General features: G+C 62.6%; 20 protein-coding genes. 12 read left to right on the top strand and 8 right to left on the bottom strand.

Annotated features, from left to right (window positions below; all coding sequences use genetic code 11):
• Positions 1 to 6: 6 nt before the first annotated feature.
• Genes RWJ89_RS06040 through RWJ89_RS06060 form a run of 5 tightly spaced genes read right to left on the bottom strand, consistent with a single transcriptional unit; the run spans position 7 to position 4,584 of the window.
• Positions 7 to 996, bottom strand: a complete 990-nt coding sequence (locus RWJ89_RS06040; RefSeq protein ID WP_168282186.1) for a branched-chain amino acid ABC transporter permease — start codon at positions 994 to 996, stop codon at positions 7 to 9.
• 1 nt (position 997) lies between these two features.
• On the bottom strand, positions 998 to 1,885 hold the full coding sequence (locus RWJ89_RS06045; protein ID WP_168282184.1) for a branched-chain amino acid ABC transporter permease: 888 nt from the start codon (positions 1,883 to 1,885) through the stop codon (positions 998 to 1,000).
• A gap of 4 nt (positions 1,886 to 1,889) precedes the next feature.
• Positions 1,890 to 2,591, bottom strand: coding sequence for an ABC transporter ATP-binding protein (locus tag RWJ89_RS06050; RefSeq protein WP_168282182.1), 702 nt, complete (start codon positions 2,589 to 2,591; stop codon positions 1,890 to 1,892).
• The gene (locus tag RWJ89_RS06055) at positions 2,591 to 3,373 is read right to left on the bottom strand and encodes an ABC transporter ATP-binding protein (RefSeq protein WP_316030698.1); all 783 of its coding nucleotides are present in this window, start codon (positions 3,371 to 3,373) and stop codon (positions 2,591 to 2,593) included. The genes RWJ89_RS06050 and RWJ89_RS06055 overlap by 1 nt, the downstream gene beginning before the upstream one ends.
• Before the next feature lie 5 nt (positions 3,374 to 3,378).
• Positions 3,379 to 4,584 (bottom strand): ABC transporter substrate-binding protein, encoded by a 1,206-nt coding sequence (locus RWJ89_RS06060; protein ID WP_077980144.1) that lies wholly within the window; start codon positions 4,582 to 4,584, stop codon positions 3,379 to 3,381.
• Between the two features lie 174 nt (positions 4,585 to 4,758).
• Between RWJ89_RS06060 and RWJ89_RS06065 the strand changes: the two genes are divergently transcribed.
• The gene (locus RWJ89_RS06065; protein ID WP_077980145.1) at positions 4,759 to 5,712 is read left to right on the top strand and encodes a LysR family transcriptional regulator; all 954 of its coding nucleotides are present in this window, start codon (positions 4,759 to 4,761) and stop codon (positions 5,710 to 5,712) included.
• Here RWJ89_RS06065 and RWJ89_RS06070 read toward each other — a convergent pair whose 3' ends face one another.
• Positions 5,713 to 6,051 (bottom strand): cupin domain-containing protein, encoded by a 339-nt coding sequence (locus tag RWJ89_RS06070; RefSeq protein ID WP_011655128.1) that lies wholly within the window; start codon positions 6,049 to 6,051, stop codon positions 5,713 to 5,715.
• Between the two features lie 163 nt (positions 6,052 to 6,214).
• Between RWJ89_RS06070 and RWJ89_RS06075 the strand changes: the two genes are divergently transcribed.
• From RWJ89_RS06075 to RWJ89_RS06090, 4 genes are all read left to right on the top strand, one after another.
• Positions 6,215 to 7,402, top strand: a complete 1,188-nt coding sequence (locus RWJ89_RS06075; protein WP_168282180.1) for an acyl-CoA dehydrogenase — start codon at positions 6,215 to 6,217, stop codon at positions 7,400 to 7,402.
• Between the two features lie 297 nt (positions 7,403 to 7,699).
• Positions 7,700 to 8,161, top strand: coding sequence for a DUF4126 domain-containing protein (locus tag RWJ89_RS06080; protein WP_168282178.1), 462 nt, complete (start codon positions 7,700 to 7,702; stop codon positions 8,159 to 8,161).
• The gene (locus RWJ89_RS06085; protein WP_316030699.1) at positions 8,158 to 9,519 is read left to right on the top strand and encodes an FAD-containing oxidoreductase; all 1,362 of its coding nucleotides are present in this window, start codon (positions 8,158 to 8,160) and stop codon (positions 9,517 to 9,519) included. The genes RWJ89_RS06080 and RWJ89_RS06085 overlap by 4 nt, the downstream gene beginning before the upstream one ends.
• A gap of 30 nt (positions 9,520 to 9,549) precedes the next feature.
• Complete coding sequence (locus RWJ89_RS06090; protein WP_316030700.1) at positions 9,550 to 10,119, top strand: DedA family protein; 570 nt, start codon at positions 9,550 to 9,552, stop codon at positions 10,117 to 10,119.
• A gap of 15 nt (positions 10,120 to 10,134) precedes the next feature.
• Here RWJ89_RS06090 and RWJ89_RS06095 read toward each other — a convergent pair whose 3' ends face one another.
• Positions 10,135 to 11,178 (bottom strand): NAD(P)-dependent alcohol dehydrogenase, encoded by a 1,044-nt coding sequence (locus tag RWJ89_RS06095; RefSeq protein WP_316030701.1) that lies wholly within the window; start codon positions 11,176 to 11,178, stop codon positions 10,135 to 10,137.
• Between the two features lie 491 nt (positions 11,179 to 11,669).
• On the opposite strand from RWJ89_RS06095, the gene kdpF reads away from it, so the two are divergent.
• The 7 genes from kdpF to RWJ89_RS06130 all read left to right on the top strand — a co-directional run bounded on the left by kdpF (position 11,670) and on the right by RWJ89_RS06130 (position 20,541).
• Positions 11,670 to 11,759 carry a K(+)-transporting ATPase subunit F gene (kdpF, locus tag RWJ89_RS06100; protein WP_077980151.1) on the top strand — a complete coding sequence of 30 codons (90 nt, stop codon included), beginning with the start codon at positions 11,670 to 11,672 and terminating at the stop codon, positions 11,757 to 11,759.
• A gap of 69 nt (positions 11,760 to 11,828) precedes the next feature.
• Entirely contained in the window at positions 11,829 to 13,532 is a 1,704-nt protein-coding gene (kdpA, locus tag RWJ89_RS06105) for a potassium-transporting ATPase subunit KdpA (RefSeq protein WP_131662307.1), read from the top strand.
• A gap of 209 nt (positions 13,533 to 13,741) precedes the next feature.
• On the top strand, positions 13,742 to 15,802 hold the full coding sequence (gene kdpB, locus RWJ89_RS06110) for a potassium-transporting ATPase subunit KdpB (RefSeq protein WP_316030702.1): 2,061 nt from the start codon (positions 13,742 to 13,744) through the stop codon (positions 15,800 to 15,802).
• Between the two features lie 178 nt (positions 15,803 to 15,980).
• Positions 15,981 to 16,550: a potassium-transporting ATPase subunit KdpC gene (gene kdpC / locus RWJ89_RS06115; RefSeq protein ID WP_131662309.1), complete on the top strand. Its 570-nt coding sequence runs from the start codon at positions 15,981 to 15,983 to the stop codon at positions 16,548 to 16,550.
• An 81-nt stretch (positions 16,551 to 16,631) separates the two neighbouring features.
• Entirely contained in the window at positions 16,632 to 19,340 is a 2,709-nt protein-coding gene (locus RWJ89_RS06120; protein WP_316030703.1) for a sensor histidine kinase KdpD, read from the top strand.
• Positions 19,337 to 20,029, top strand: a complete 693-nt coding sequence (locus RWJ89_RS06125) for a response regulator transcription factor (protein WP_168282167.1) — start codon at positions 19,337 to 19,339, stop codon at positions 20,027 to 20,029. The genes RWJ89_RS06120 and RWJ89_RS06125 overlap by 4 nt, the downstream gene beginning before the upstream one ends.
• A gap of 56 nt (positions 20,030 to 20,085) precedes the next feature.
• Positions 20,086 to 20,541 (top strand): PTS sugar transporter subunit IIA, encoded by a 456-nt coding sequence (locus RWJ89_RS06130; RefSeq protein WP_131640500.1) that lies wholly within the window; start codon positions 20,086 to 20,088, stop codon positions 20,539 to 20,541.
• An 84-nt stretch (positions 20,542 to 20,625) separates the two neighbouring features.
• Here RWJ89_RS06130 and RWJ89_RS06135 read toward each other — a convergent pair whose 3' ends face one another.
• A complete protein-coding gene (locus RWJ89_RS06135; RefSeq protein ID WP_131640499.1) occupies positions 20,626 to 21,642 on the bottom strand; it encodes a porin in 1,017 nt (338 codons plus the stop codon).
• Positions 21,643 to 21,854: the final 212 nt, after the last annotated feature.

Raw genomic sequence — 21,854 nt, forward strand, 5'->3', positions numbered from 1 at the left:
GCCCGTTCAGCGGCGATAGACGAAGCCCAGTTTCCGCCCCAGCCGCGAGGCGTAGAATTCGCCGATGATGCCGCGCCGGAAGATCAGCACGCAGACCATGAAGACGATGCCGGTGATGATCGTCACCGGGAATTCCGAGGTGGCGAGGTAATTTTCCAGCACCACCACCAGCCCGGCGCCGAAGAGCGGGCCGATCAGCGTGCCGATGCCGCCGAGCAGCGTCATCAGGATCACCTCGCCCGACATCTGCCAGGCGACATCGGTCAGCGTCGCGAACTGGAAGACGATCGATTTCACCGCGCCCGCGAGCCCTGCAAGCGCCGCCGACATGACGAAGGCGCCGAGCTTGTAGCGCGCCACCGAATAACCGAGCGAGATCGCCCGTTGTTCGTTCTCGCGGATCGATTTCAGGATCATGCCGAAGGGCGAATTGATAAAGCGCCAAATGATCAGGATGCCGACGAGAAAGACAGCCAGCACGAAATAATACATGTTGGTCGAGCTGTTCAGATCGATGAAGCCGAAGAGGTGGCCGCGCGGCACCGACTGGATGCCGTCCTCGCCTTCGGTGAACTCCGCCTGCAGGCAGAAGAAGAAGAACATCTGCGACAGCGCCAGTGTGATCATCGCGAAATAGATGCCCTGGCGACGGATGGCGAAGAAGCCCATGACGAGGCCGAGAAAGGCTGCCCCCGCCACGCCAATCAGGATGCCGAGCTCCGGCGGCAGGCCCCATGCCTTCACCGTATAGGCGGTGAAATAGGCAGCACCGCCGAAGAAGGTGGCGTGGCCGAAGGACAGCAGGCCGGTATAACCGAGCAGCAGATTGAAGGCGCAGGCAAAGAGCGCGAAGCAGAGCAGCTTCATCAGGAAGATCGGATAGAAAAAGAACGGCGCCAGCAGCAGGAGCAGCAGTCCCGCAAGCAGGAAACCCGCCTGCACCGAAAGGGCGGTCCGGCTTTTTTCCGTTTGGATGGTTTCGGTCATGTCAGCCATGTCAGGCATCCCGTCCGAAGAGGCCCGCGGGCCTGATGAGAAGCACGATCGCCATAATGACGAATATCACGATGTTGGAAGCCTCGGCATAAAAGACCTTGGTCAGGCCTTCGGCGATGCCGAGCATATAACCGGTGATGATCGCGCCCATGATCGATCCCATGCCGCCGACGACGACGACGGCGAAGACGACGATGATCATGTTCGAGCCCATCAGCGGCGAGACCTGGTAGATCGGCGCCGCCAGCACGCCGGCAAAGGCGGCGAGACCGGCGCCGAGCGCGTAAGTGAGCGTCAAGAGCACCGGCACGTTGACGCCGAAGACCTGCACCAGTACGGCATTTTCGGTGGCGGCACGAAGATAGGCGCCGAGCTTGGTCTTCTCGATCAGCAGCCAGGTGCCGAGGCAGACGACGAGCGAGGCGACCACCACCCAGCCGCGATAGATCGGCAGGAACATGAAGCCGAGGTTGGCCGCGCCGGCAAGGGCGGTGGGCGCCTTATAAGGCTGGCCGGAGGAGCCATAGAGATAACGGAAGGTGCCCTCGACCGCCAGCGCCAGCCCAAAGGTGAAGAGCAGGCCGTAAAGCGGATCGAGATCGTAGAGCCGGCGCAGGAACAGCCGCTCGATGATAGCGCCGGCAAGGCCGACGATAACCGGCGCCAGGATCAGCGATGGCCAGTAGCCGATGCCGGCATAGGTCAGCAGCAGATAGGCGACGAAGGCGCCGAGCATATATTGCGCGCCATGGGCGAAGTTGATCACCCTGAGCAGGCCGAAGATGATGGCGAGGCCGAGGCTGAGCAGCGCATAGAACGAGCCGTTGATCAGGCCGACCAGCAGCTGGCTGAGCAGCGAGTTTAGGGGAATGTCGAAGATCATCGTCATCTGGTCACACTCCCAGAACCTTGTGCAGCGTATCCATGCGCTGCGGCAGTTCACCAATCGGGAATTCCGACACCATCTGCCCATGATCCATCAGATAGAAGCGATCGGCAATACGGCTGGCGAAACGGAAATTCTGCTCGACGAGCAGGATCGTCATGCCGCGCTCCTTCAACGTCTTCAGCACCTCGCCGATACGCTGGACGATAACGGGGGCAAGCCCTTCCGTCGGTTCGTCGAGAATGAGCAGCCTGACGCCGGTGCGGAGGATTCGGGCGATCGCCAGCATCTGCTGCTCGCCGCCTGACAGTTTGGTGCCCGGGCTGCCGCGGCGCTCGTAGAGATTGGGGAAAAGTTCGTAGATCTCGTCGAGCGTCATGCCGCCCTCTGCCACGACAGGCGGCAGCAGCAGGTTTTCAGAAACGGTCAGTGTCGAGAAGATGCCGCGCTCCTCCGGCACGAAGCCGATGCCCCGATGCGCCGTCTTGTGCAGCGGCACTTGCATCATATCGCTGCCGTCAAAGCTGATCTTGCCCTTGCGGGCCCGCACGATGCCGGTGATGGTGCGCAGCGTCGTCGTCTTGCCGACGCCGTTGCGGCCGAGAATGGTGATCGTCTCGCCTTCGGCCACGCGCATGTCGACGCCGTGCAGGACGTGGCTTTCGCCGTACCAGGCATTGAGCCCCTGGACTTCGAGGAGAGTGGGCATCAATGCTCCTCCGTGCCCATATAGGCTACACGCACACGCTCGTCGTGGCTGACGGTCGCATAGTCGCCCTCGGCGAGGATCTCGCCGCGCTGCAGCACGGTGACATGCTGGCAGATATTGGCGACGACGGAGAGATTGTGCTCGACCATCAATACAGCGCGGTCGCGGGCGACCTCGCGGATGATCGAGGAGACGACGCCGACATCCTCCTGCCCCATGCCGGCCATCGGTTCGTCGAGTAGCAGCACCTTCGGATCCAATGCCAATGTGGTGGCGATCTCCAGCACGCGCTTGCGGCCATAGGAAAGATCAGCAGCGATGTGGTCGCGCTCCTTGGAAAGCCCGACGCTGGCGAGCAGTTGCTCGGCGCGCTCGTTCAGCCGGTCGAGTGCCGAAAGCGGCCGCCAGAACTGTGTGGAAAGATTGTTCGGCCGCTGCAGCGCCACACGCACATTGTCGAGAACGGTCAGATGCGGGAAGACCGCCGAGATCTGGAAGGAGCGGACCAGCCCCATGCGCGCCACCTTGTCGGGCGGCGTTTTCGTGATGTCTACGCCCATCAGGGTGATCGTGCCTGAGGTCGGCTGCAGGAATTTGGTCAGCAGGTTGAAGACCGTGGTCTTGCCGGCGCCGTTCGGGCCGATCAGTGCATGCACGCTTGCGTCATGCACATCCAGATCGACGTTCTTGACGGCCGTGAAGCCGCCGAAATCGCGGCGCAGGCCGCGGGCGGATAGCACCACCCGCGGCTTTTCCTGAGTTTCAATTGCGGAAACCGCCATCGTGCTTACTTCACCAGATTGCAGCCGCTCTTGGCGGGATCGATATAGGCTTCCTTGCCGGGAATGGTGGCGAGCACGTTGAAGTAATCCCACGGCTCCTTGCTCTCGGAAGGCTTCTTGACCTGCAGCAGATACATGTCGTGGATCATGCGGCCATTGGCGCCAACCGTGCCGCCGCGGCCGAAGACGTCATCGACAGGCATTTCATGCAGCTGCTTGGCGACGGCTTCCGTTTCGTCGGTGCCGGCCTTCTGCACGGCTTTCAGATATTGCGTCACCGCCGAATAGGTGCCGGTATGGACCATGTTCGGCATCTTGCCGGTACGGGTGAAGAACTTCTTGGCGAAGGCGCGGCTCTCGTCGTCGCGGTTCCAGTAATAACCTTCCGTCAGCGTCAGCCCCTGCGCCGCCTCGAGGCCGAGACCATGCACTTCGGCGAGCGTGAAGAGCAGCGCCGCCAGATGCTGGCCGCCCTGGGTGATGCCGAATTCGGCCGCCTGCTTGATGGCGTTCGAGGTGTCGAGGCCGGCATTGGCAAGACCGATCACCTTGGCGCCTGATGATTGCGCCTGCAGCAGGAAGGACGAGAAGTCCTGGCTCGACAGCGGATGGCGGACGGCGCCGACGACCGTACCGCCACTCGACTTGACGTAATCGCTGGTCTGCTGCTCCAGCGAGTAGCCGAAGGCATAGTCGGCGGTCAGGAAGAACCAGCTGTCGCCGCCCTGCTTGACGAGCGCGCCGCCAGTGCCGACGGCCAGTGCATGCGTATCGTAGGCCCAATGGAAGCCATAAGGCGAGCAGGCCTTGCCGGTGAGATCCGTCGTCGCCGCGCCGGTGACAATGTCGATCTTCTTCTTCTCCTTGCCGATCGCCTGCACGGCGAGCGCCACCGACGAGGTCGTCAACTCCATGATCGCATCCACCTGCTCGGTATCGTACCACTGGCGGGCGATGTTGGAGGCGATATCCGCCTTGTTCTGATGGTCGGCATTGACGATCTCGACCGGCACATCAAGCACCTTGCCGCCGAAATCCTCAACCGCCATCTGGGCGGCTTCGACGGAGGACTTGCCGCCGAAATCGGCATAGACGCCCGACTGATCGTTCAGGATACCGATCTTGACCTTGCCGTCGGTCGCGCTCTGCGCGAGCACCGCAGTGCTGCTCGCAAGCAGAAATGCAACTGATGCAATGAGATTCTTACGCATATTCTCTCCTCCCAGAGATTGGTCAGATTGCGGATCTGTTCAAATTTGGCCAGTCGTCCTCCTCAGAACGACGGACCCTCACCTTACGATCACGGAAATTCCGCCCTGAGGCAACGGGTGATTTACAACTAATTCCAAACAGTATCTGTTCGTTTTTGAACAGAGAGGATCGTGATGAACAATCCACCGCAGTTTACTTGGGACGATCTGCAGTTTTTTCTAGCCGTCGCCCGCACTGGACAGCTGTCGACGGCCGCCCGCCAGCTGCGCTCCAGCCATGCCACCGTCTCGCGCCGCATCGATCGGCTGGAGTTCACCCTCAAGGTCAAGCTGTTCGAGCGCAATCCGCGCGGCTATGTGCTGACCGCCATGGGCACGCGCTTTGTCGAAACGGCGGAGAGGATGGAGCAGGAAACCGAGCGGCTGCGCGCCGATCTTGCCGCCGGCTCGATGGCGCAGCGCGGCCTCGTGCGCCTCAGCGCGCCGGAAGGGTTTGCCAATTTCTTTTTCGCGACCGTGCTGCCGCAATTTGCCGCCCAGCATCCGCATCTGGCGCTCGAGCTGGTGACGATCCAGCAGATCATGTCGCTGTCGCGCAAGGAAGCCGATCTTTCCGTCGTGCTCGACGAGCCGAAAGGCGGGGCCTATTTTGCCGAAAAGCTGACCGACTACCACCTGCAGGTCTACGGCTCGCGCGACTATCTCGCGAAGGCCGCGCCGATCACCTGCCGGGAAGACCTGCTTGAGCATCCCTTCGTCAGCTATATCGAGGAGATGATTTTCGCGCCGGGCCTCGATTACCTCGGCGACGTGCACCCGCGCATCAAGCCGCAGTTCCAGAGCTCCAGCATCTTCGCGCAGCTGACCGCCACGAGAAACGGTCTCGGCCTTTGCATCCTGCCCTATTTCTTCGCCAGCCGTTATCCCGAACTCGTGCGCGTGCTGCCAGACGAGATCGACCTCAAGCGCCACTACTGGATCACCTGCCACCGCGACCTGAAACAGGCGCCGCGCGTGCGCGCCGTCATCGATTTTCTGCGCGAGGCGGTTCGCGGCGAGGATGCCCGCTTCGTGCCACCCTACGTCACCGCCGCCGGCCCGACGCGCCGGGCAAAGGTGGAAACCTGACTACTTCAGGAATTCGGCCCGGTGCGGAGTGAAAGCATCGATCAGCCGGCCCTTTTCCAGCGCCTTGACGCCGTGGACCAGATTGGGGGGTACGATGAAGCTGCCGCCCTGTTTCAGCACCTCGGTCCGGCCATCGATCGTCACTTCGAAACTGCCTTCGGCGACGTAACTGGCCTGGATGTGCGGATGCGAATGAGCCGCACCCACCGCGCCGCTTTCGAAGGCCACTTCCACCATCATCATCTCGGGCAGATAGGTCATGATGCGCCTGACGACGCCGGGCTCGGGATTGACCCATTCGGCGCCTTCGGCCGATACGAACAGATCGCTTGACGACATTTCCGCCTCCTCGTTCCAGAATCGATCGCTGGCAAAGTGGATCATGCCGACGCTTTTGAAAAGATGGCGCGGCCCGTCTTTTCGACGCGGCCGCAATCTGTTGACGCGGTCGGCTGGCGGGTTTATGGCCAATTTGAGCCAGGCAAGCTGAGGAGACGCCACCATGCAGCATACGCGCGAGGTTTTCGACTGGGCCGATCCGTTCCGCCTGGTGGAGCAGCTGACCAATGAAGAGCGCATGGTGCAGGATACCGCCCACGCCTATGCGCAGGAAAAGCTCGCGCCCCGCGTTCTCGACGCATTCCGCAATGAAAAGACCGATCCCGAGATCTTTCGCGAAATGGGCGAACTCGGCCTGCTCGGCCCGACGATCTCGCCGGAATATGGCGGCGCCGGCCTCGGTTACGTCGCCTACGGCCTGATCGCCCGCGAGGTCGAAAAGGTCGACAGCGGTTACCGCTCGATGATGAGCGTCCAGTCCTCACTGGTGATGGTGCCGATCGAAACCTTCGGGTCTGAGGCGCAGAAGCTGAAATACCTGCCGAAACTCGCCACCGGCGAATGGATCGGCTGCTTCGGCCTGACCGAACCGGATCACGGCTCCGACCCCGGCTCGATGGCGACACGCGCTAAAAAGGTCGACGGCGGCTACAGCCTCACCGGCTCGAAGACCTGGATCTCCAACGCGCCGATCGCCGATGTCTTCGTCGTCTGGGCAAAGACCGAGGACGGCCTTATCCGCGGCTTCATCCTCGAAAAGGGCTGGAAAGGACTTTCGGCGCCTGCTATCCACGGCAAGGTCGGCCTGCGTGCCTCGATCACCGGCGAGGTGGTGATGGATGGGGTCTTCGTACCTGAGGAAAACCTTCTGCCTGATGTGACCGGCCTCAAGGGACCGTTCACCTGCCTCAACTCGGCCCGTTTCGGCATCGCCTGGGGCGCACTCGGTGCTGCCGAGGATTGTTATGCGAGAGCCCGGCAATACACGCTCGAGCGCAAGCAGTTCGGCCGGCCGCTTGCCGCCAACCAGCTGATCCAGAAGAAGCTCACCGACATGGCGGCGGAGATCTCGCTCGGCCTTCAGGGCTGCCTGCGGCTTGGCCGCATGAAGGAGGAAGGCCATCCGCCGGTGGAGCTGACCTCGATCCTCAAGCGCAACAGCTGCGGCAAGGCGCTGGAGATCGCGCGCGCGGCCCGCGACATGCTCGGCGGCAACGGCATCTCCGACGAATTCGGCATCGCCCGTCATCTCGTCAACCTCGAAGTGGTCAACACCTATGAGGGGACGCACGACATCCACGCGCTGATCATCGGCCGGGCGATCACCGGCATTGCCGCTTTTGCGAACTAGCGCATCGGCCCGAAAATCGAAATCGATTTTCGGAAAGCACGATGCGTAGATTCAAGGATGTTAGAGCGTCCTTTGTGCGTCCGAAAGGACGCACGGCGCTCTAATGCATGCCGCCCAAAAGTGTGCAGCGGTTTTGGGACAACGGCATGCATAAAACAAAGACCTAAAGCGCGTCACATGATTCCGATTCGACGCGACGCGCTTTAGCACATTGGCGCGAAAGGGCGAATTGCCACGCGCCTGACAATGTGCAACCTTCCCTGACGGCGGCACGAGCCGGCAAAAAGGGGATCATGCATGTTTCTGCTTCTTGCATTGCTGATTGGTGTCATTGCCGGGCTTCGCGCCATGACGGCGCCCGCCGCCGTCGCCTGGGGCGCGGCGCTTGGCTGGTTCGATGTCTCGCAGACTCCGCTTGCCTTCATGGGCTACCAATGGACGCCGTGGATCCTCACGCTTCTCGCCGTCGTCGAACTGATCACCGACCAGCTGCCATCGACGCCGTCGCGTAAGGTGCCGGTGCAATTCGGCGCCCGCATCGTCACGGGCGCGCTCGCAGGGGCGACGATCGGAGCCGCCAGCAGCCTGCTCTTCGGCGGGCTGATCGCCGGCGTGATCGGCGCCGTCATCGGAACATATGGTGGCGCCGCCGTCCGCGGCAGGCTTGCTGCCTCCTTCGGCAAGGATCTGCCAGCTGCTCTCATCGAGGATGCCGTCGCCGTCATCGCCGCGGTGCTGATCGTGGGGGCCGTCGCATGAAAAGCTTCGACGCCATCGTTATCGGCGCCGGCCAGGCCGGCCCGTTTCTTGCCGCCAGGATGGTCGAAAAAGGCATGAAGGTCGCCCTGATCGAGCGCAAGTTCCTCGGCGGCACCTGCGTCAATGCCGGCTGCATGCCGACGAAGACGCTGGTCGCCAGCGCCCGCGCCGCCCATGTCGCAAGAAACAGTGCTGCTTACGGCGTCAATATTCCAGGCGAGATCGCCATCGACATGAAGGTGGTCAGGGCGCGCGCCGAAACCGTGACTATGAACGCCCGCAACGGCCTGATCGGCTGGTTCGCCGGCATGGACGGCATGACCGTGATCTCCGGCCACGCCCGTTTCGAGGACCCGAAGACCGTCAGCGTCAACGGCGAGACGCTGACCGCACCGCGCATCTTCCTCAATGTCGGCGCGCGCCCCGTCATCCCCGACCTGCCAGGCATCAACGATATCGATTACCTCACCAGCACCTCGATCATCCATCTCGACAGGCTGCCCCGGCATCTGGCGGTCATCGGCGGCAGTTATATCGGGCTGGAATTCGCACAGATGTATCGCCGCTTCGGCGCCGAAGTCAGCATCATCGAGCACGGCCCGAAGCTCGCATCGCGCGAGGACGAGGATATATCGGACGCCATCGCCGATGTCCTGCGCTCGGAGGGCATCGACATTCATACCGGCGCCAGCGACATCGCCTTCGCCAGAAGCCGCGACGGAATAACGGTCGCCACCGATTCAGCGAGGATCGATGCGAGCCATGTGCTGATTGCCACCGGCCGCAAGCCGAACACCGACGATCTCGGCCTCGATGCCGCCGGCGTCATCACCGACAAGCACGGCTATATCACCGTCGACGATAGCCTTGCCACCAATGTCGACGGCATCTGGGCGCTCGGCGATTGCAACGGCCGGGGCGCCTTCACCCACACCTCCTATAATGATTTCGAGATCGCCGCGGCCAATCTGCTCGACGGCGATGATCGCAAGGTCTCGAGCCGCATCCTGGCCTATGCGCTTTATATCGACCCGCCACTTGGCCGCGTCGGCATGACGGAGAAGCAGGCGCGTGCCTCGGGACGCAAGATCATGATTTCGACCCGGCCGATGAGCCGCGTCGGCCGCGCCAACGAGCGCGGCGAGACCAAGGGCTTCATGAAGGTGATTGCCGACGCCGAGACCAAAAAAATCCTCGGTGCGGCGATCCTCGGCATCGAGGGCGACGAGGTGATCCACGGCATCATAGACGCGATGAATGCAGGAACGACCTATCCCGCGTTGCAATGGTCGGTGCCGATCCATCCGACGGTGTCGGAGCTGATCCCGACGCTGCTTGGGGATTTGAAGCCAGTTTAGCTGTAGAAACCCCGGGCCGAGGACAGCTGCGTGTCTATCGAACTGCTGATCGAGCACTACGGCCTGTTGGCGATATTTCTGGGCGCAGCCTTCGAAGGCGAAACAGCCGCCTTCCTTGGCGGCGTGATTTCCCACCGCGGGCTGCTGACCTATTGGTCGGCGTCGCTTGCGGCAACGGCAGGATCCTTCGCCGGCGATCAGTTCTGGTTCTTCGCCGGCCGTTATGCCACTCGATGGGGTCTCGTCCGCCGGCTGATGGAAACACCGACGCTGGCGCGCGCAACCCGGCTTCTGGAACGATACCCCACAGGCTTCATCCTCGCGTTTCGTTTCCTGGTCGGGTTGCGGACGATCAGCCCGATCGTCATCGGGACAACGCGAATTGCGACCGTTAAATTCATTATCCTGAATGCCGCGGCCGCGTTGGTATGGGGGCAGCTGTTCACAGGGCTCGGTTACGTGTTCGGGAATGGCATCGAACAGACATTGGGCCACCTTCCCCTTCACCGCCACCTGCTGATCGCAGTCGGAGCCGCAGCTGTCGTTGCAGGCGCGGCTCTTGCCTTTCGCAAGATGAAACTGAGCGCCAGGCACTCATAGAAGCGCTGTAGCGCCCTATTCCATCACGATCTGCAGCTTCACGTCGCTTGGCCGGGCCTCGACGGCGCGATCAAACGCCTTGATCGAATCTTCGAATTTGAAGGTGTCTGATATCAGCGGCTTGAGATCCACGCGTCCCGAGCCGAGCAGCGCGATCGAGCGCTCATACTGATGCGCGTAGCGGAACACCGTCTCGATGCGGATTTCCTTGGTGGATGCCGTCGAGACGTCGAAGCCGATCGGGTTAACCGGCAGGCCGACGACGACGATGACGCCACCCGGGCGCGGCAGCGCCATGATCGTCTCCCACGCCTTCGGCGAGCCGGAGCATTCGAAGACGACATCGGCGCCCCAGCCGTCGGTCAGCCGGGCAACCTCTTCGGCCAGGTTCTTCTCGCGGATATTCACCGGAATGACGCCCTGGTACTGTGCGGCGATATCGAGCTTCGGCTGGGCAAGATCGGCGACGATCGCGCGGGCGCAGCCGCCGGCAAGGGCCGCGATCGCCACCATCGTGCCGATCGGCCCGGCGCCGAGGACGACGGCGGTATCACCAGGCGTAATCTTCGCCTTGGTGGCCGCCTGCATGCCGACGGCGAAGGGCTCGACCATGGCGCCTTCGGCGAAACTGACATTGTCAGGCAGCTTGAAGGTATAATTGGCGGGATGCACGACCTCTGGCGTCAGCACGCCGTGGATCGGCGGGGTCGCCCAGAAGGTGACGGCCGGGTCGATATTGTACATGCCGAGCCGGCTTGCCTTGGAATTCGGATCGGGAATGCCGGGCTCCATGCAGACGCGGTCGCCGACTGTTAGATGCGTGACGCCGGCTCCGACCTCGACCACCGTGCCCGCCGCCTCATGGCCGAGCACCATCGGCGCGTTGACGACGAAGGGGCCGATCTTGCCGTGGGTGTAATAATGCACATCCGAACCGCAGACGCCGACTGTGTGGATCCTGATCTTCACCTCGCCGGGGCCGGTTTCGAGCGGCAGATCGATATCGCGGAGCGCAAGCTCATGCTGGCGCTCGAGGACAAGCGCGCGGACTTTGGTCATCGTCGGTTTCCTTCCCTAGTGGCTTGCCCATGACTCCATCGGGCAGCGTTGAAGCCGACTATAAAGCCCGAAGCCTTGCCAATTCAACCAGATTGAAGAGGCTTTTGCTCAACAAATGGTAAAATGCTCACGCAGATTTGCCGGAAGGTACAACACCGGCAGCGACCCGCCCGAAAACTCCGCCAGCCTGGTCCGACGACGAGCGGCCCCGTAAGGGCATTTATAAGATTTTTATATAGATGGCCCGTCGTCCGTCTCGAACCTTTATGCCCTTCGGCTCCATATTGATGTCCGAGAGATCGAAAGATCATCTCCACGCCAGAAAGCATGAAAGGCGGCCTCCCAACGCCCTTTGTCTTGTCTGACTCCAAGAAGAACAACAGGAGTCACGATCTTGATGGATATCATTCTACTCGCCACGGCGATCATATTCTTCGCGCTGTGCTTTGCCTACGCTCGAGCCTGCGACAGGCTTTGACAGGAGAACCACGATGACCCTCGATTATGTCTTGAGCGGTGCCGTGACCGTGTTTCTCACCGCTTACCTCACCTACGCTCTCCTTCGCCCAGAACGCTTTTGAAGAGAACTGGCGCTTCTGAGGTCGCCCATGCGCAGCCGAGAAGCAGCCGGGTATTGAAAGTTTACCTCCATGACCCTCAACGGATGGCTTCAGATCCTGCTTTACTGCGGGATCGTCCTCGTGCTCGTCAAACCGCTCGGCGGTTACATGACGCGTGTCTACAATGGCGAGCGCACATTCCTCTCCCCAGTCCTCGTTCCGATCGAACGGGGGCTTTACCGTATTGCCGGCACCAGCGAGCGCGAGGAGCAGCACTGGACCTCCTATGCCTTCGCGATGCTGATGTTCAACCTGCTCGGCGTCCTCGTCCTCTACGCGCTCCTGCGCCTGCAGGACATCCTGCCCTATAATCCGGCCGGCATGGCCGCCGTCCCGCCGGAGCTTTCGTTCAACACCGCCGTCAGCTTTCCCACAAACACCAACTGGCAGAACTACGGCGGCGAAAGCACCCTGTCCTACCTGACCCAGATGGCCGGTTTGACGGCGCAGAACTTCCTGTCGGCCGCGACCGGCATGGCGATCGCTGTCGCCTTCATTCGTGCCTTCTCGCGCGCGTCGGGCAAGGCGATCGGCAATTTCTGGGTCGATATGATCCGCGGCACGTTCTACATCCTGCTGCCGATCTGCATCGTGCTCACCATCGTCTACGTCTATCTCGGCGTGCCGCAGACGCTTGGGCCCTATGTCAATGCGACCACGCTCGAAGGCGCGCAGCAGACGATTGCCGTCGGCCCCGTCGCCTCGCAGCTTGCAATCAAGATGCTCGGCACCAATGGCGGTGGCTTCTTCAACGCCAATTCGGCCCATCCATTCGAAAACCCGAATGCGATCTCGAACCTCATCCAGATGGTCTCGATCTTCGCAATCGGTGCGGCTTTGACCAACGTCTTCGGCCGCATGGTCGGCAACCAGCGCCAGGGCTGGGCGATCCTTGCCACGATGGGCGTCCTGTTCATCGTAGGCGTCGGCATCACCTATTGGGCGGAGGCTGCCGGCAACCCGCTGATGCACGCCTTTGGTCTTGGCGGCGGCAACATGGAGGGCAAGGAAGTCCGCTTCGGCGTGGCCCTATCCTCGCTCTTTGCGGTCATCACCACGGCCGCCTCCTGCGGCGCTGTCAATGCGATGCACGGCAGCTTCACGGCACTTGGCGGCCTCATCCCGCTGATCAACATGCAGCTCGGCGAAATCATCGTCGGCGGTGTCGGCGCTGGCTTCTACGGCATCCTGCTGTTCATCATCGTCGCCGTCTTCGTCGCCGGCCTGATGGTCGGCCGCACGCCGGAATATCTCGGCAAGAAGATCGAGGCGAAGGAAATGAAGATGGCCGTTCTCGCCATCCTCTGCCTGCCGCTCGCCATGCTGGTCTTCACCGCGATCGCCACGGCGCTGCCTTCCGCCGTCGCCTCGATCGGCACCGCGGGTCCGCACGGCTTCTCTGAAATCCTCTATGCCTATACCTCGGCTGCGGCCAACAACGGCTCGGCTTTCGGCGGCCTGACCGGCAATACGCCCTGGTACAACGTGACACTCGGCATCGCCATGCTCGCCGGGCGCTTCCTGGTCATCATCCCGGCGCTTGCCATCGCCGGCTCGCTGATCGCCAAGAAGACGGTTCCGGCCTCGGCAGGCACCTTCCCGACCGACGGTCCGCTCTTCGTCGGCCTGCTTGTCGGTACGATCCTGATCGTCGGCGGCCTGACCTTCTTCCCGGCCTTGGCGCTCGGCCCCGTCGTCGAGCACCTGGTCATGATCGCCGGCCAGACCTTCTGAGGTGATGCCATGATCCTCCGTCACAGGCTTCGCAACGCCTTCCACCCTCGTCCCGGTGCGCCGGGACGAGGGAATGGCCCGAGACCCCAAGCCTCCGACATCATCCTGGTGATGATGGCAGGCCTCCTCGTCATCGCCGCCATCTTCAAAATCCTACAGGGCTGACCGGCTTCCGGTTCGCCATCCTCATTTCAAAGCTGGAGTCTCTTATGAGCCAGGCAAAATCCGCGAGCGCCATGGATTCTCGCATCCTCATTCCGGCCGTGGGGGCCGCTTTCAAGAAGCTCAACCCCCGCGCACTCGCCAGAAACCCGGTCATGTTCGTCGTGGCCACCGTCTCGGTGCTGACCACCGTTCTCTTCCTGCGCGATCTGGTGGCGGGCAACGGCAATCTCGGCTTCTCGTTCCAGATCAATCTCTGGCTCTGGTTCACCGTGCTGTTTGCCAATTTCGCCGAAGCCGTCGCCGAAGGCCGCGGCAAGGCGCAGGCCGACTCGCTGCGCAAGGCGCGCACCGAAACCCAGGCCAAACTGTTTACCGCCAACAATGGCAGCGGCTACCGCATGGTGCCGGGCACCAGCCTCAAGGTCGGTGATCTCGTGCTCGTCGAGGCCGGCGACATCATCCCGTCGGATGGCGAAGTCATCGAAGGTGTGGCCTCCGTCAACGAAGCGGCGATAACAGGCGAATCCGCCCCTGTCATCCGCGAATCCGGCGGCGACCGCTCGGCCGTCACCGGCGGCACGCAGGTGCTGTCCGACTGGATCCGCGTCCGCATCACCGCGGCTGCCGGCTCGACCTTCATCGACCGGATGATCGCGCTCGTCGAAGGTGCGGAGCGCCAGAAGACGCCGAACGAGATCGCCCTTAACATCCTGCTCGCCGGTATGACGCTGATCTTCGTACTCGCCACCGCGACGATCCCGAGCTTTGCCATCTATGCCGGCGGCTCGATCCCGATCATCGTGCTCGTCGCCCTCTTCGTCACCCTGATCCCGACGACGATCGGCGCGCTGCTCTCGGCGATCGGCATTGCCGGCATGGACCGCCTCGTCCGCTTCAACGTGCTCGCCATGTCCGGCCGCGCGGTCGAAGCCGCCGGCGACGTCGACACGCTGCTGCTCGACAAGACGGGCACGATTACGCTCGGCAATCGCCAGGCGACGACCTTCCGCCCGGTTCGCGGCGTGTCCGAGCAGGATCTCGCCGATGCCGCCCAGCTCGCCTCGCTTGCCGACGAGACGCCGGAAGGCCGCTCCATCGTCGTGCTCGCCAAGGAGAAATACGCGATCCGCGGCCGCGACATGGCAAGCCTCAGGGCAACCTTCGTGCCCTTCACCGCCCAGACCCGCATGAGCGGCGTCGATCTCCAAGGAGCCTCGATCCGCAAGGGTGCGGTCGATGCCGTGCTGACCTATGTCAACGGCGATTCATCCTCGAAAAACGGCAGCGAGGTCGTGCGCGAACTGCAGTCGATCGCCGACGAAGTCGCCAAATCAGGCGGCACGCCGCTGGCCGTCGCCCGCGACGGCAGGCTGCTCGGCGTCATCCAGCTGAAGGACATCGTCAAGGGCGGTATCCGCGAGCGCTTCACCGAACTTCGCCGCATGGGCATCCGCACGGTGATGATCACAGGTGACAACCCGCTGACGGCAGCCGCCATCGCAGCCGAAGCCGGCGTCGACGACTTCCTCGCCCAGGCAACACCGGAGATGAAGCTGGCGCTGATGCGCGAGGAACAGGCGAAGGGCAAGCTCGTCGCCATGTGCGGCGACGGCACCAATGATGCGCCCGCACTTGCCCAGGCCGATGTCGGCGTCGCCATGAACACCGGCACGGTCGCCGCCCGCGAGGCCGGCAACATGGTCGATCTCGACTCGGACCCGACAAAGCTCATCGAGATCGTCGAGATCGGCAAGCAGCTCCTGATGACGCGCGGCGCGCTGACGACGTTTTCGATCGCCAACGACATCGCCAAGTACTTCGCCATCATCCCGGCGATGTTCCTGACCTTCTACCCGCAACTCGGCGTCCTGAACATCATGGGATTATCGACGCCGCAAAGCGCCATCCTCTCGGCGATCATCTTCAATGCGCTGATCATCATCGCGCTGATCCCGCTGTCGTTGAAGGGTGTGCGCTACCGTCCGATCGGCGCCGGCGCGCTGCTGTCGCGCAACCTGCTGATCTATGGTGCCGGCGGCATCATCGTCCCCTTCATCGGCATCAAGGCGATCGACATGGCTGTCGCAGCCCTCGGCCTCGCCTAGCGCATCGGCCCGAAAATCGGAATCGATTTTCGGAAAGCACGATGCGTAGATTCAAAGAGTTAGAGCGTCCTTTGTGCGTCCGAAAGGACGCACGGCGCTCTAAGGCCTGGAGCCATCCCGGTTCCGAGAGGATCGGAACCGGAGCTCTTCGCAAAAGAACACTCCAAGGAGTAAGATAATGTTGAAAGAACTTCGTCCGGCAATCGTCATGATCGTCGCCACCACCGCCATCACCGGCCTGCTTTATCCGCTCGCCATGACGGGTGCTGCCCAGGCCCTCTTCCCGACCCAGGCGAACGGCAGCCTGATCGAGAAGAACGGCCAGGTGATCGGCTCGACGCTGATCGGCCAGGCCTTCACCAGCGACAAGTATTTCCACGGCCGCCCCTCGGCCGCCGGCGACGGCTACAATGCGGCTGCCTCCAGCGGCTCTAACCTCGGCCCGACCAGCCAGAAGCTGATCGATCGCGTCAAGGGTGACTACGAGGCAGCCAAGGCGGCGAACCCGACGGCCGATGTCCCCGCCGACCTCGTCACGGCTTCAGGCAGCGGCCTCGATCCCCATATCTCGCCGGAAGCGGCCTATTTCCAGGTACCGCGCGTCGCCAAGGCACGCAGCATGAATGAAGCCAAGGTCAAGGCACTGGTCGACGGCGCCGTTCAAACCCGCGAACTCGGCATTCTCGGCGAACCTACGGTCAATGTTCTGGCGTTGAATCAGACCCTTGATGCTTCTATGACTCAGTGACCCTGCCAGGCTGGGCGCACCCGTTCCTTCCTATCCGCGGTAGCGCCACCCGGGCAGCGCTCTGCAGAAAGACCGAACCACATGCCAGACGACAATCGCGACCAGGCCGGCAGGCCCTCGCCCGATGCGCTTCTCGAAAAAGCCCGGGCTGAGACGCGCGGCCGTCTGAAGATCTTTCTCGGAGCGGCCCCCGGCGTCGGCAAGACCTATGAGATGCTCGTCTCCGGCCGCGCCAAGATCGCCGACGGTCTCGATGTCGTCATCGGCGTCGTCGAGACCCATAGCCGCAAGGAGACCGAAGCGCTCGTCACCGGCTTCGAGATCATCCCTCGCGTTGAAATCAGCTACAAGGGCCGGCCACTCGAGGAAATGGACCTCGACGGCATCCTCGCCCGCCGGCCTGATCTCGTGCTGGTCGACGAACTCGCCCATACGAATGCCGAGGGCAGCCGCCATCCGAAGCGCTATCTCGACGTCAAGGAATTGCTCGATCGCGGCATCGATGTCTATACGACGCTGAATATCCAGCATGTCGAAAGCCTGAACGACGTCGTCTCGCAGATCACCCGCATCCGCGTGCGCGAGACGGTGCCGGACTCGATCATCGACCTTGCCGACGACGTCGAGATCATCGACCTGACGCCGGATGATCTGATCAAGCGCCTGCATGACGGCAAGGTTTACATGCCGCGCACCGCCGAGCGGGCCCTGACCAATTATTTCACGCCCGGCAACCTGACGGCGCTCAGAGAACTCGCGTTGCGCAAGACCGCACAGCGCGTCGATGACCAGCTGCTCACCCATATGCAGGCCCATGCCATATCAGGCCCCTGGGCGGCGGGCGAACGCGTTCTCGTCTCGGTCGACCATCATCCGCGCTCCGCTTCGCTGGTGCGTTATGCCGCCCGCATGGCCTCGCGCCTGCGCGCGCCCTGGGCTGCCGTCTATATCGAGACCAACCGCTCGATCAATCTGTCGGAAGCTGAGCGCGATATCGTCGCCGCCACGCTGCGCCTTGCCGAGCAGCTCGGCGGCGAGGCGATCACCCTTCCCGGCCGCGAAGTCGCCGAAGAGCTCGTCCGCCACGCCACCGCCAACAACGTCACCCATATCGTCATCGGCGCTCCGAAGAAGCCGACATGGCGCGACTGGTGGAGCCGCTCGGTCACCGACGAGCTGATCCGTAAGACCGGCGAGATCAGCGTGCATGTCATTTCAGGCAACGAGAAGGACGGCACTACCGCGCGTGGCGTCAGGGCTGCGGCGGTTGCGCCTGAGCTGGATTTCAGGGCCTACCTGCTGGCAACCGGTTATGTCGCCATCGCGCTCGGCGTCAGCGTCGTGCTCGACCAAGTGCTCGACGTGCGCAACCTCGCCCTCGTCTTCCTGATGGCGGTGCTGACCTCCGCCGTCCTCCACGGCCTGCGACCGGCCCTTTACAGCTGCATCCTCAGCGCGCTGTCCTTCAACTTCTTCTTCCTACCGCCGCGTTACACGCTGACGATCAGCGATCCGGAAAGCGTGCTCGCGCTGTTCTTCTTCCTGGGTGTCGCCATCATCGCCAGTAACCTGACCGCGACCGTGCAGCGCCAGGCGGCCGCCGCCCGCCAGCGGGCGCGCACGACTGAAGACCTCTATCTCTTCTCGAAAAAGCTCGCCGGCACCGGCACGCTCGACGACGTTCTCTGGGCGACGGCCTTCCAGCTCGCCTCGATGCTGAAGGTCCGCGTCGTGCTGCTGCTGCCGGAAGAGGGTAGCATTGCCGTCAAGGCCGGTTATCCCCCTGATGACACGCTGGACGATGCCGATATCGCCGCCGCCCGCTGGGCCTGGGAACACAATCATGCCGCCGGCCGCGGCGCCGATACCCTGCCCGGCGCCAAACGCCTCTATGTGCCGCTCCGAACCGGGCGCACCGCTGTCGGTGTCATCGGCCTCGACAGCGACCGCCGCGACGGACCACTGCTGACGCCAGAGCAACAGCGGCTGCTCGATGCGCTGGCCGACCAGGCGGCCCTTGCCATCGAACGCATTCAGCTCGTCGCCGATGTCGACCGGGCAAGACTTGCGGCCGAAGCGGACCGGTTGCGCTCGGCCCTGCTGACATCGATTTCGCATGACCTGAAGACGCCGCTGGCCGCCATCCTCGGCGCCGCCGGCACGCTGCGCGACTATTTCGCCTCGATGCCGGAGGAGGACCGCAGCGACCTGCTGTCGACCGTCGTCGACGAATCCGAACGCCTCAACCGCTTCATCGCCAACCTGCTCGACATGACCAAGATCGAATCCGGCGCGATGGAGCCGAACCACGCGCTGCATTATGCCGGAGACATCGTCGGCAGCGCGCTGCGCCGTGCCGCAAAGATCCTCGATCACCACAAGACCGAGATGAGCATCCCTGCCGACCTGCCGATGGTGCGCGTCGATCCTGTCCTGTTCGAGCAGGTGATCTTCAACCTGCTCGACAATGCCGCGAAATACGCGCCCGAGGGATCGGTGATCCATATCGGCGGCTGGGCCGATGCCGACAACGTCGTCATGCAGATTTCGGACGAAGGTCCGGGCATCCCGCCGGCCGATCTCACCCGCGTCTTCGACACCTTCTACCGCGTACGCAAGGGCGATCAGGTGCGCGCCGGCACCGGGCTTGGCCTTTCCATCTGCCGCGGCTTCATCGAGGCGATGGGCGGCACGATCACCGTCGGCAACCGGACGGGCCGTCCGGGCGCCGTCTTCACCATCCGCCTGCCGAAACCCACCGACATTCCGAAACTGGATGAACTCCGATGACCGGTTCAGCCGTCAAAATCCTCGTCGTCGACGACGAGCCTCCGATCCGCAAGCTGCTTCGCGTCGGCCTGACCGCGCAGGGCTACGAGGTGCAGGAGGCGCCGAGCGCCAGCGCCGCCCGTCAGTCGGTCGCCGACGACATGCCCGACCTCATCGTGCTCGACCTCGGTCTGCCCGACAAATCAGGCTACGACCTGCTGCAGGAGTGGCGCGACGAAGGGCTCTCCATGCCCGTCGTCATTCTCTCCAGCCGCACCGACGAGGCCGGCATCGTCAAGGCGCTGGAAAGCGGCGCCGACGATTACGTCACCAAGCCCTTCGGCATCAACGAACTCGGCGCCCGCATCCGTGTGGCGCTGCGCCACCGCCTGCAGCAGCAGGGCGAAAAGGCGATCTTCCAGACCGGCGGGCTGTCGATCGATCTCGTCAAGCGCATCGTCAAGGTCGACGGTAACGAAATAAAATTGTCGCCGAAGGAATACGACATCCTGCGCGTGCTCGCCCAGCATGCCGGCAAGGTGCTGACACACCAGTTTCTTCTAAAGCAGATATGGGGGCCGGCGGCTGACGTGCAGTATCTGCGCGTCTATGTCCGGCAACTGCGGCAAAAGATCGAGCAGATTCCGGACCAGCCGCACTATATCACCACGGAGACCGGCGTCGGCTACCGGCTCAGGGAACCGGACTGACCGCCCCTCCCTCCCGCTGCCCGAACAGTATCGAGCCGAACAGTATCGAGAATGACATGAACCTTCCCAACATCATCCGGCCGGAACACACCTTCATCGGCGTGTCGGCGCCGACCAAATGGCGCGCGCTGCAGACCATAGCCGACAAGGCCGCCAAGGCTTTCTCCGTCGACGGCCAGACCATCCTGAAGGCGCTCGAAGCGCGTGAGAAGCTCGGCTCGACGGGGATCGGCAACGGCGTCGCCATCCCGCATGCGGCGATCGACGGCATGACCAGCCCGCGCGGCCTGCTCCTCCGCTTCGCCCGGCCGCTGGATTTCGAGGCGATCGACGATATCCCGACCGACATCGCCGTCGTGCTGCTCTTCGGGGAAACCAATCGCGGCGAATATCTGAACGTGCTGTCCGCCATCGCCAGGCGGCTGCAATCGGACGGCGTGCTTGCCGCCATGCGCAAGGCAAGAACGGTCGACGAATTCTATTCCGATTTCATCGCCGATTCACGGGTATGACGCCCCAAAACGGCTCACACTTCTCGGCATCATAAAAAAGGCGCGGCCCGAAGGCCGCGCCCGCTTGTCTGCAATCAGACTATCTTAGAAATCGCGCTGGAAGCGCAGGAAGCCGAACACTTCGTCGTCGCCTTCGTCCTCATCGTGATATTGCACGCTGAGCTTCGAACGCAGGTCTTCGACGATCTGGTAGTCGATGGTGACACCGGTCGTGTAGGCGCTGCCGCCGGTAAAGCCGTTGCCGTCAGCCTCGAGAGCGATGTTCTCGAAGTACTGGAAGCCCGGGGTGACCGACCACTTGTCGTTGACCTTCAAGGCATATTCTGCTGCGATCGTCCATTCGGACTCTTCGTAGTAGTAGTTGGCGCCGCTTGCCCATATGCCGGCAATGCCGAGCGTGCCCGGGCCGATGTCGGCATAGACGATACCGCGGACAGCGACTTCGCTGGTGTCGGTGTCATAACCGGCAAGCAGGTAAGCGCTGATGGCGCCGGCCTTGTAGGAGACCTGACCTGCGACACCGAAGTTGTTCGGGCCTTCGCCCGGCTTGGTGGCGTAGTCTTCTTCCAGTTCGTCGACCGAGATGCCGGCCGCGAAAGCGCCATTCTCGTACTGATAACGGATCGAGTTGTGGGTCGTCTCGTTGCTGGCTAGCGTATCGGTCTCGCCGCTCATGTCGTCATCCCACCAGCTGTACAGTTTACCGGCGCGGAAACCGGCAATGTCGAGATAGCCTTCATCGAGCAAAGCTTCCTGATCGGAGGCATTGTCGACATTGTAACGCAGCGTAATGACGCCGGTGAGCGTACCGTACTCGGTGTCGTTCTTGGTCTGGAAGGTGACCTGACCACGAGTCCAGAAGTTTACGTCGGAATCGCCGGATATCTGCTCACCGAAGCGCACTTCGGTACGGATGTAACCGCCGATCGAAAGGCATGTTTCCGTTCCCGGAATATAAAAATAGCCGGTGCCGTAGGCGTCGCAAACGCGAACATATTCCACGGGCTCGGGTTCCGCCGCCACGATGGCGTCGGCTGCGCGGGCTCCGGAGGCCGCGGCAAGGGCGGCAACGGAGGCAAAAAGGATAGTTCTGATATTCATTTTGAATGGCCCTAACAGGTTTGGAATGCGAGGCGCACTTCAAGGGGTGCCCCCGCGTAGCGGCCGGCGAATAAGGCCGCACGGGAGCCATATAGGAATCCGCAAGTGTCATCGCGGCAAAATCCTGGCAAAAATCTGCATCACCATGTCGCTTTCGTGGAGGAACTGTGGCCAAAAAAACACGACCTTGCGGCAGGGTCGCGGCGGACGAT

Source organism: Rhizobium sp. 10PS4 (genome assembly GCF_032464805.1).
In the GTDB taxonomy this organism is placed as follows: domain Bacteria; phylum Pseudomonadota; class Alphaproteobacteria; order Rhizobiales; family Rhizobiaceae; genus Rhizobium; species Rhizobium laguerreae.

What these genes read in the sequence shown, in the direction of transcription:
- RWJ89_RS06040 (WP_168282186.1), bottom strand. Translation starts at nt 996, where the DNA reads ATGGCTGACATGACCGAAACCATCCAAACGGAAAAAAGCCGGACCGCC.
- RWJ89_RS06045 (WP_168282184.1), bottom strand. Translation starts at nt 1,885, where the DNA reads ATGACGATGATCTTCGACATTCCCCTAAACTCGCTGCTCAGCCAGCTG.
- RWJ89_RS06050 (WP_168282182.1), bottom strand. Translation starts at nt 2,591, where the DNA reads ATGCCCACTCTCCTCGAAGTCCAGGGGCTCAATGCCTGGTACGGCGAA.
- RWJ89_RS06055 (WP_316030698.1), bottom strand. Translation starts at nt 3,373, where the DNA reads ATGGCGGTTTCCGCAATTGAAACTCAGGAAAAGCCGCGGGTGGTGCTA.
- RWJ89_RS06060 (WP_077980144.1), bottom strand. Translation starts at nt 4,584, where the DNA reads ATGCGTAAGAATCTCATTGCATCAGTTGCATTTCTGCTTGCGAGCAGC.
- RWJ89_RS06065 (WP_077980145.1), top strand. Translation starts at nt 4,759, where the DNA reads ATGAACAATCCACCGCAGTTTACTTGGGACGATCTGCAGTTTTTTCTA.
- RWJ89_RS06070 (WP_011655128.1), bottom strand. Translation starts at nt 6,051, where the DNA reads ATGTCGTCAAGCGATCTGTTCGTATCGGCCGAAGGCGCCGAATGGGTC.
- RWJ89_RS06075 (WP_168282180.1), top strand. Translation starts at nt 6,215, where the DNA reads ATGCAGCATACGCGCGAGGTTTTCGACTGGGCCGATCCGTTCCGCCTG.
- RWJ89_RS06080 (WP_168282178.1), top strand. Translation starts at nt 7,700, where the DNA reads ATGTTTCTGCTTCTTGCATTGCTGATTGGTGTCATTGCCGGGCTTCGC.
- RWJ89_RS06085 (WP_316030699.1), top strand. Translation starts at nt 8,158, where the DNA reads ATGAAAAGCTTCGACGCCATCGTTATCGGCGCCGGCCAGGCCGGCCCG.
- RWJ89_RS06095 (WP_316030701.1), bottom strand. Translation starts at nt 11,178, where the DNA reads ATGACCAAAGTCCGCGCGCTTGTCCTCGAGCGCCAGCATGAGCTTGCG.
- kdpF (WP_077980151.1), top strand. Translation starts at nt 11,670, where the DNA reads ATGACCCTCGATTATGTCTTGAGCGGTGCCGTGACCGTGTTTCTCACC.
- kdpA (WP_131662307.1), top strand. Translation starts at nt 11,829, where the DNA reads ATGACCCTCAACGGATGGCTTCAGATCCTGCTTTACTGCGGGATCGTC.
- kdpB (WP_316030702.1), top strand. Translation starts at nt 13,742, where the DNA reads ATGAGCCAGGCAAAATCCGCGAGCGCCATGGATTCTCGCATCCTCATT.
- kdpC (WP_131662309.1), top strand. Translation starts at nt 15,981, where the DNA reads ATGTTGAAAGAACTTCGTCCGGCAATCGTCATGATCGTCGCCACCACC.
- RWJ89_RS06120 (WP_316030703.1), top strand. Translation starts at nt 16,632, where the DNA reads ATGCCAGACGACAATCGCGACCAGGCCGGCAGGCCCTCGCCCGATGCG.
- RWJ89_RS06125 (WP_168282167.1), top strand. Translation starts at nt 19,337, where the DNA reads ATGACCGGTTCAGCCGTCAAAATCCTCGTCGTCGACGACGAGCCTCCG.
- RWJ89_RS06130 (WP_131640500.1), top strand. Translation starts at nt 20,086, where the DNA reads ATGAACCTTCCCAACATCATCCGGCCGGAACACACCTTCATCGGCGTG.
- RWJ89_RS06135 (WP_131640499.1), bottom strand. Translation starts at nt 21,642, where the DNA reads ATGAATATCAGAACTATCCTTTTTGCCTCCGTTGCCGCCCTTGCCGCG.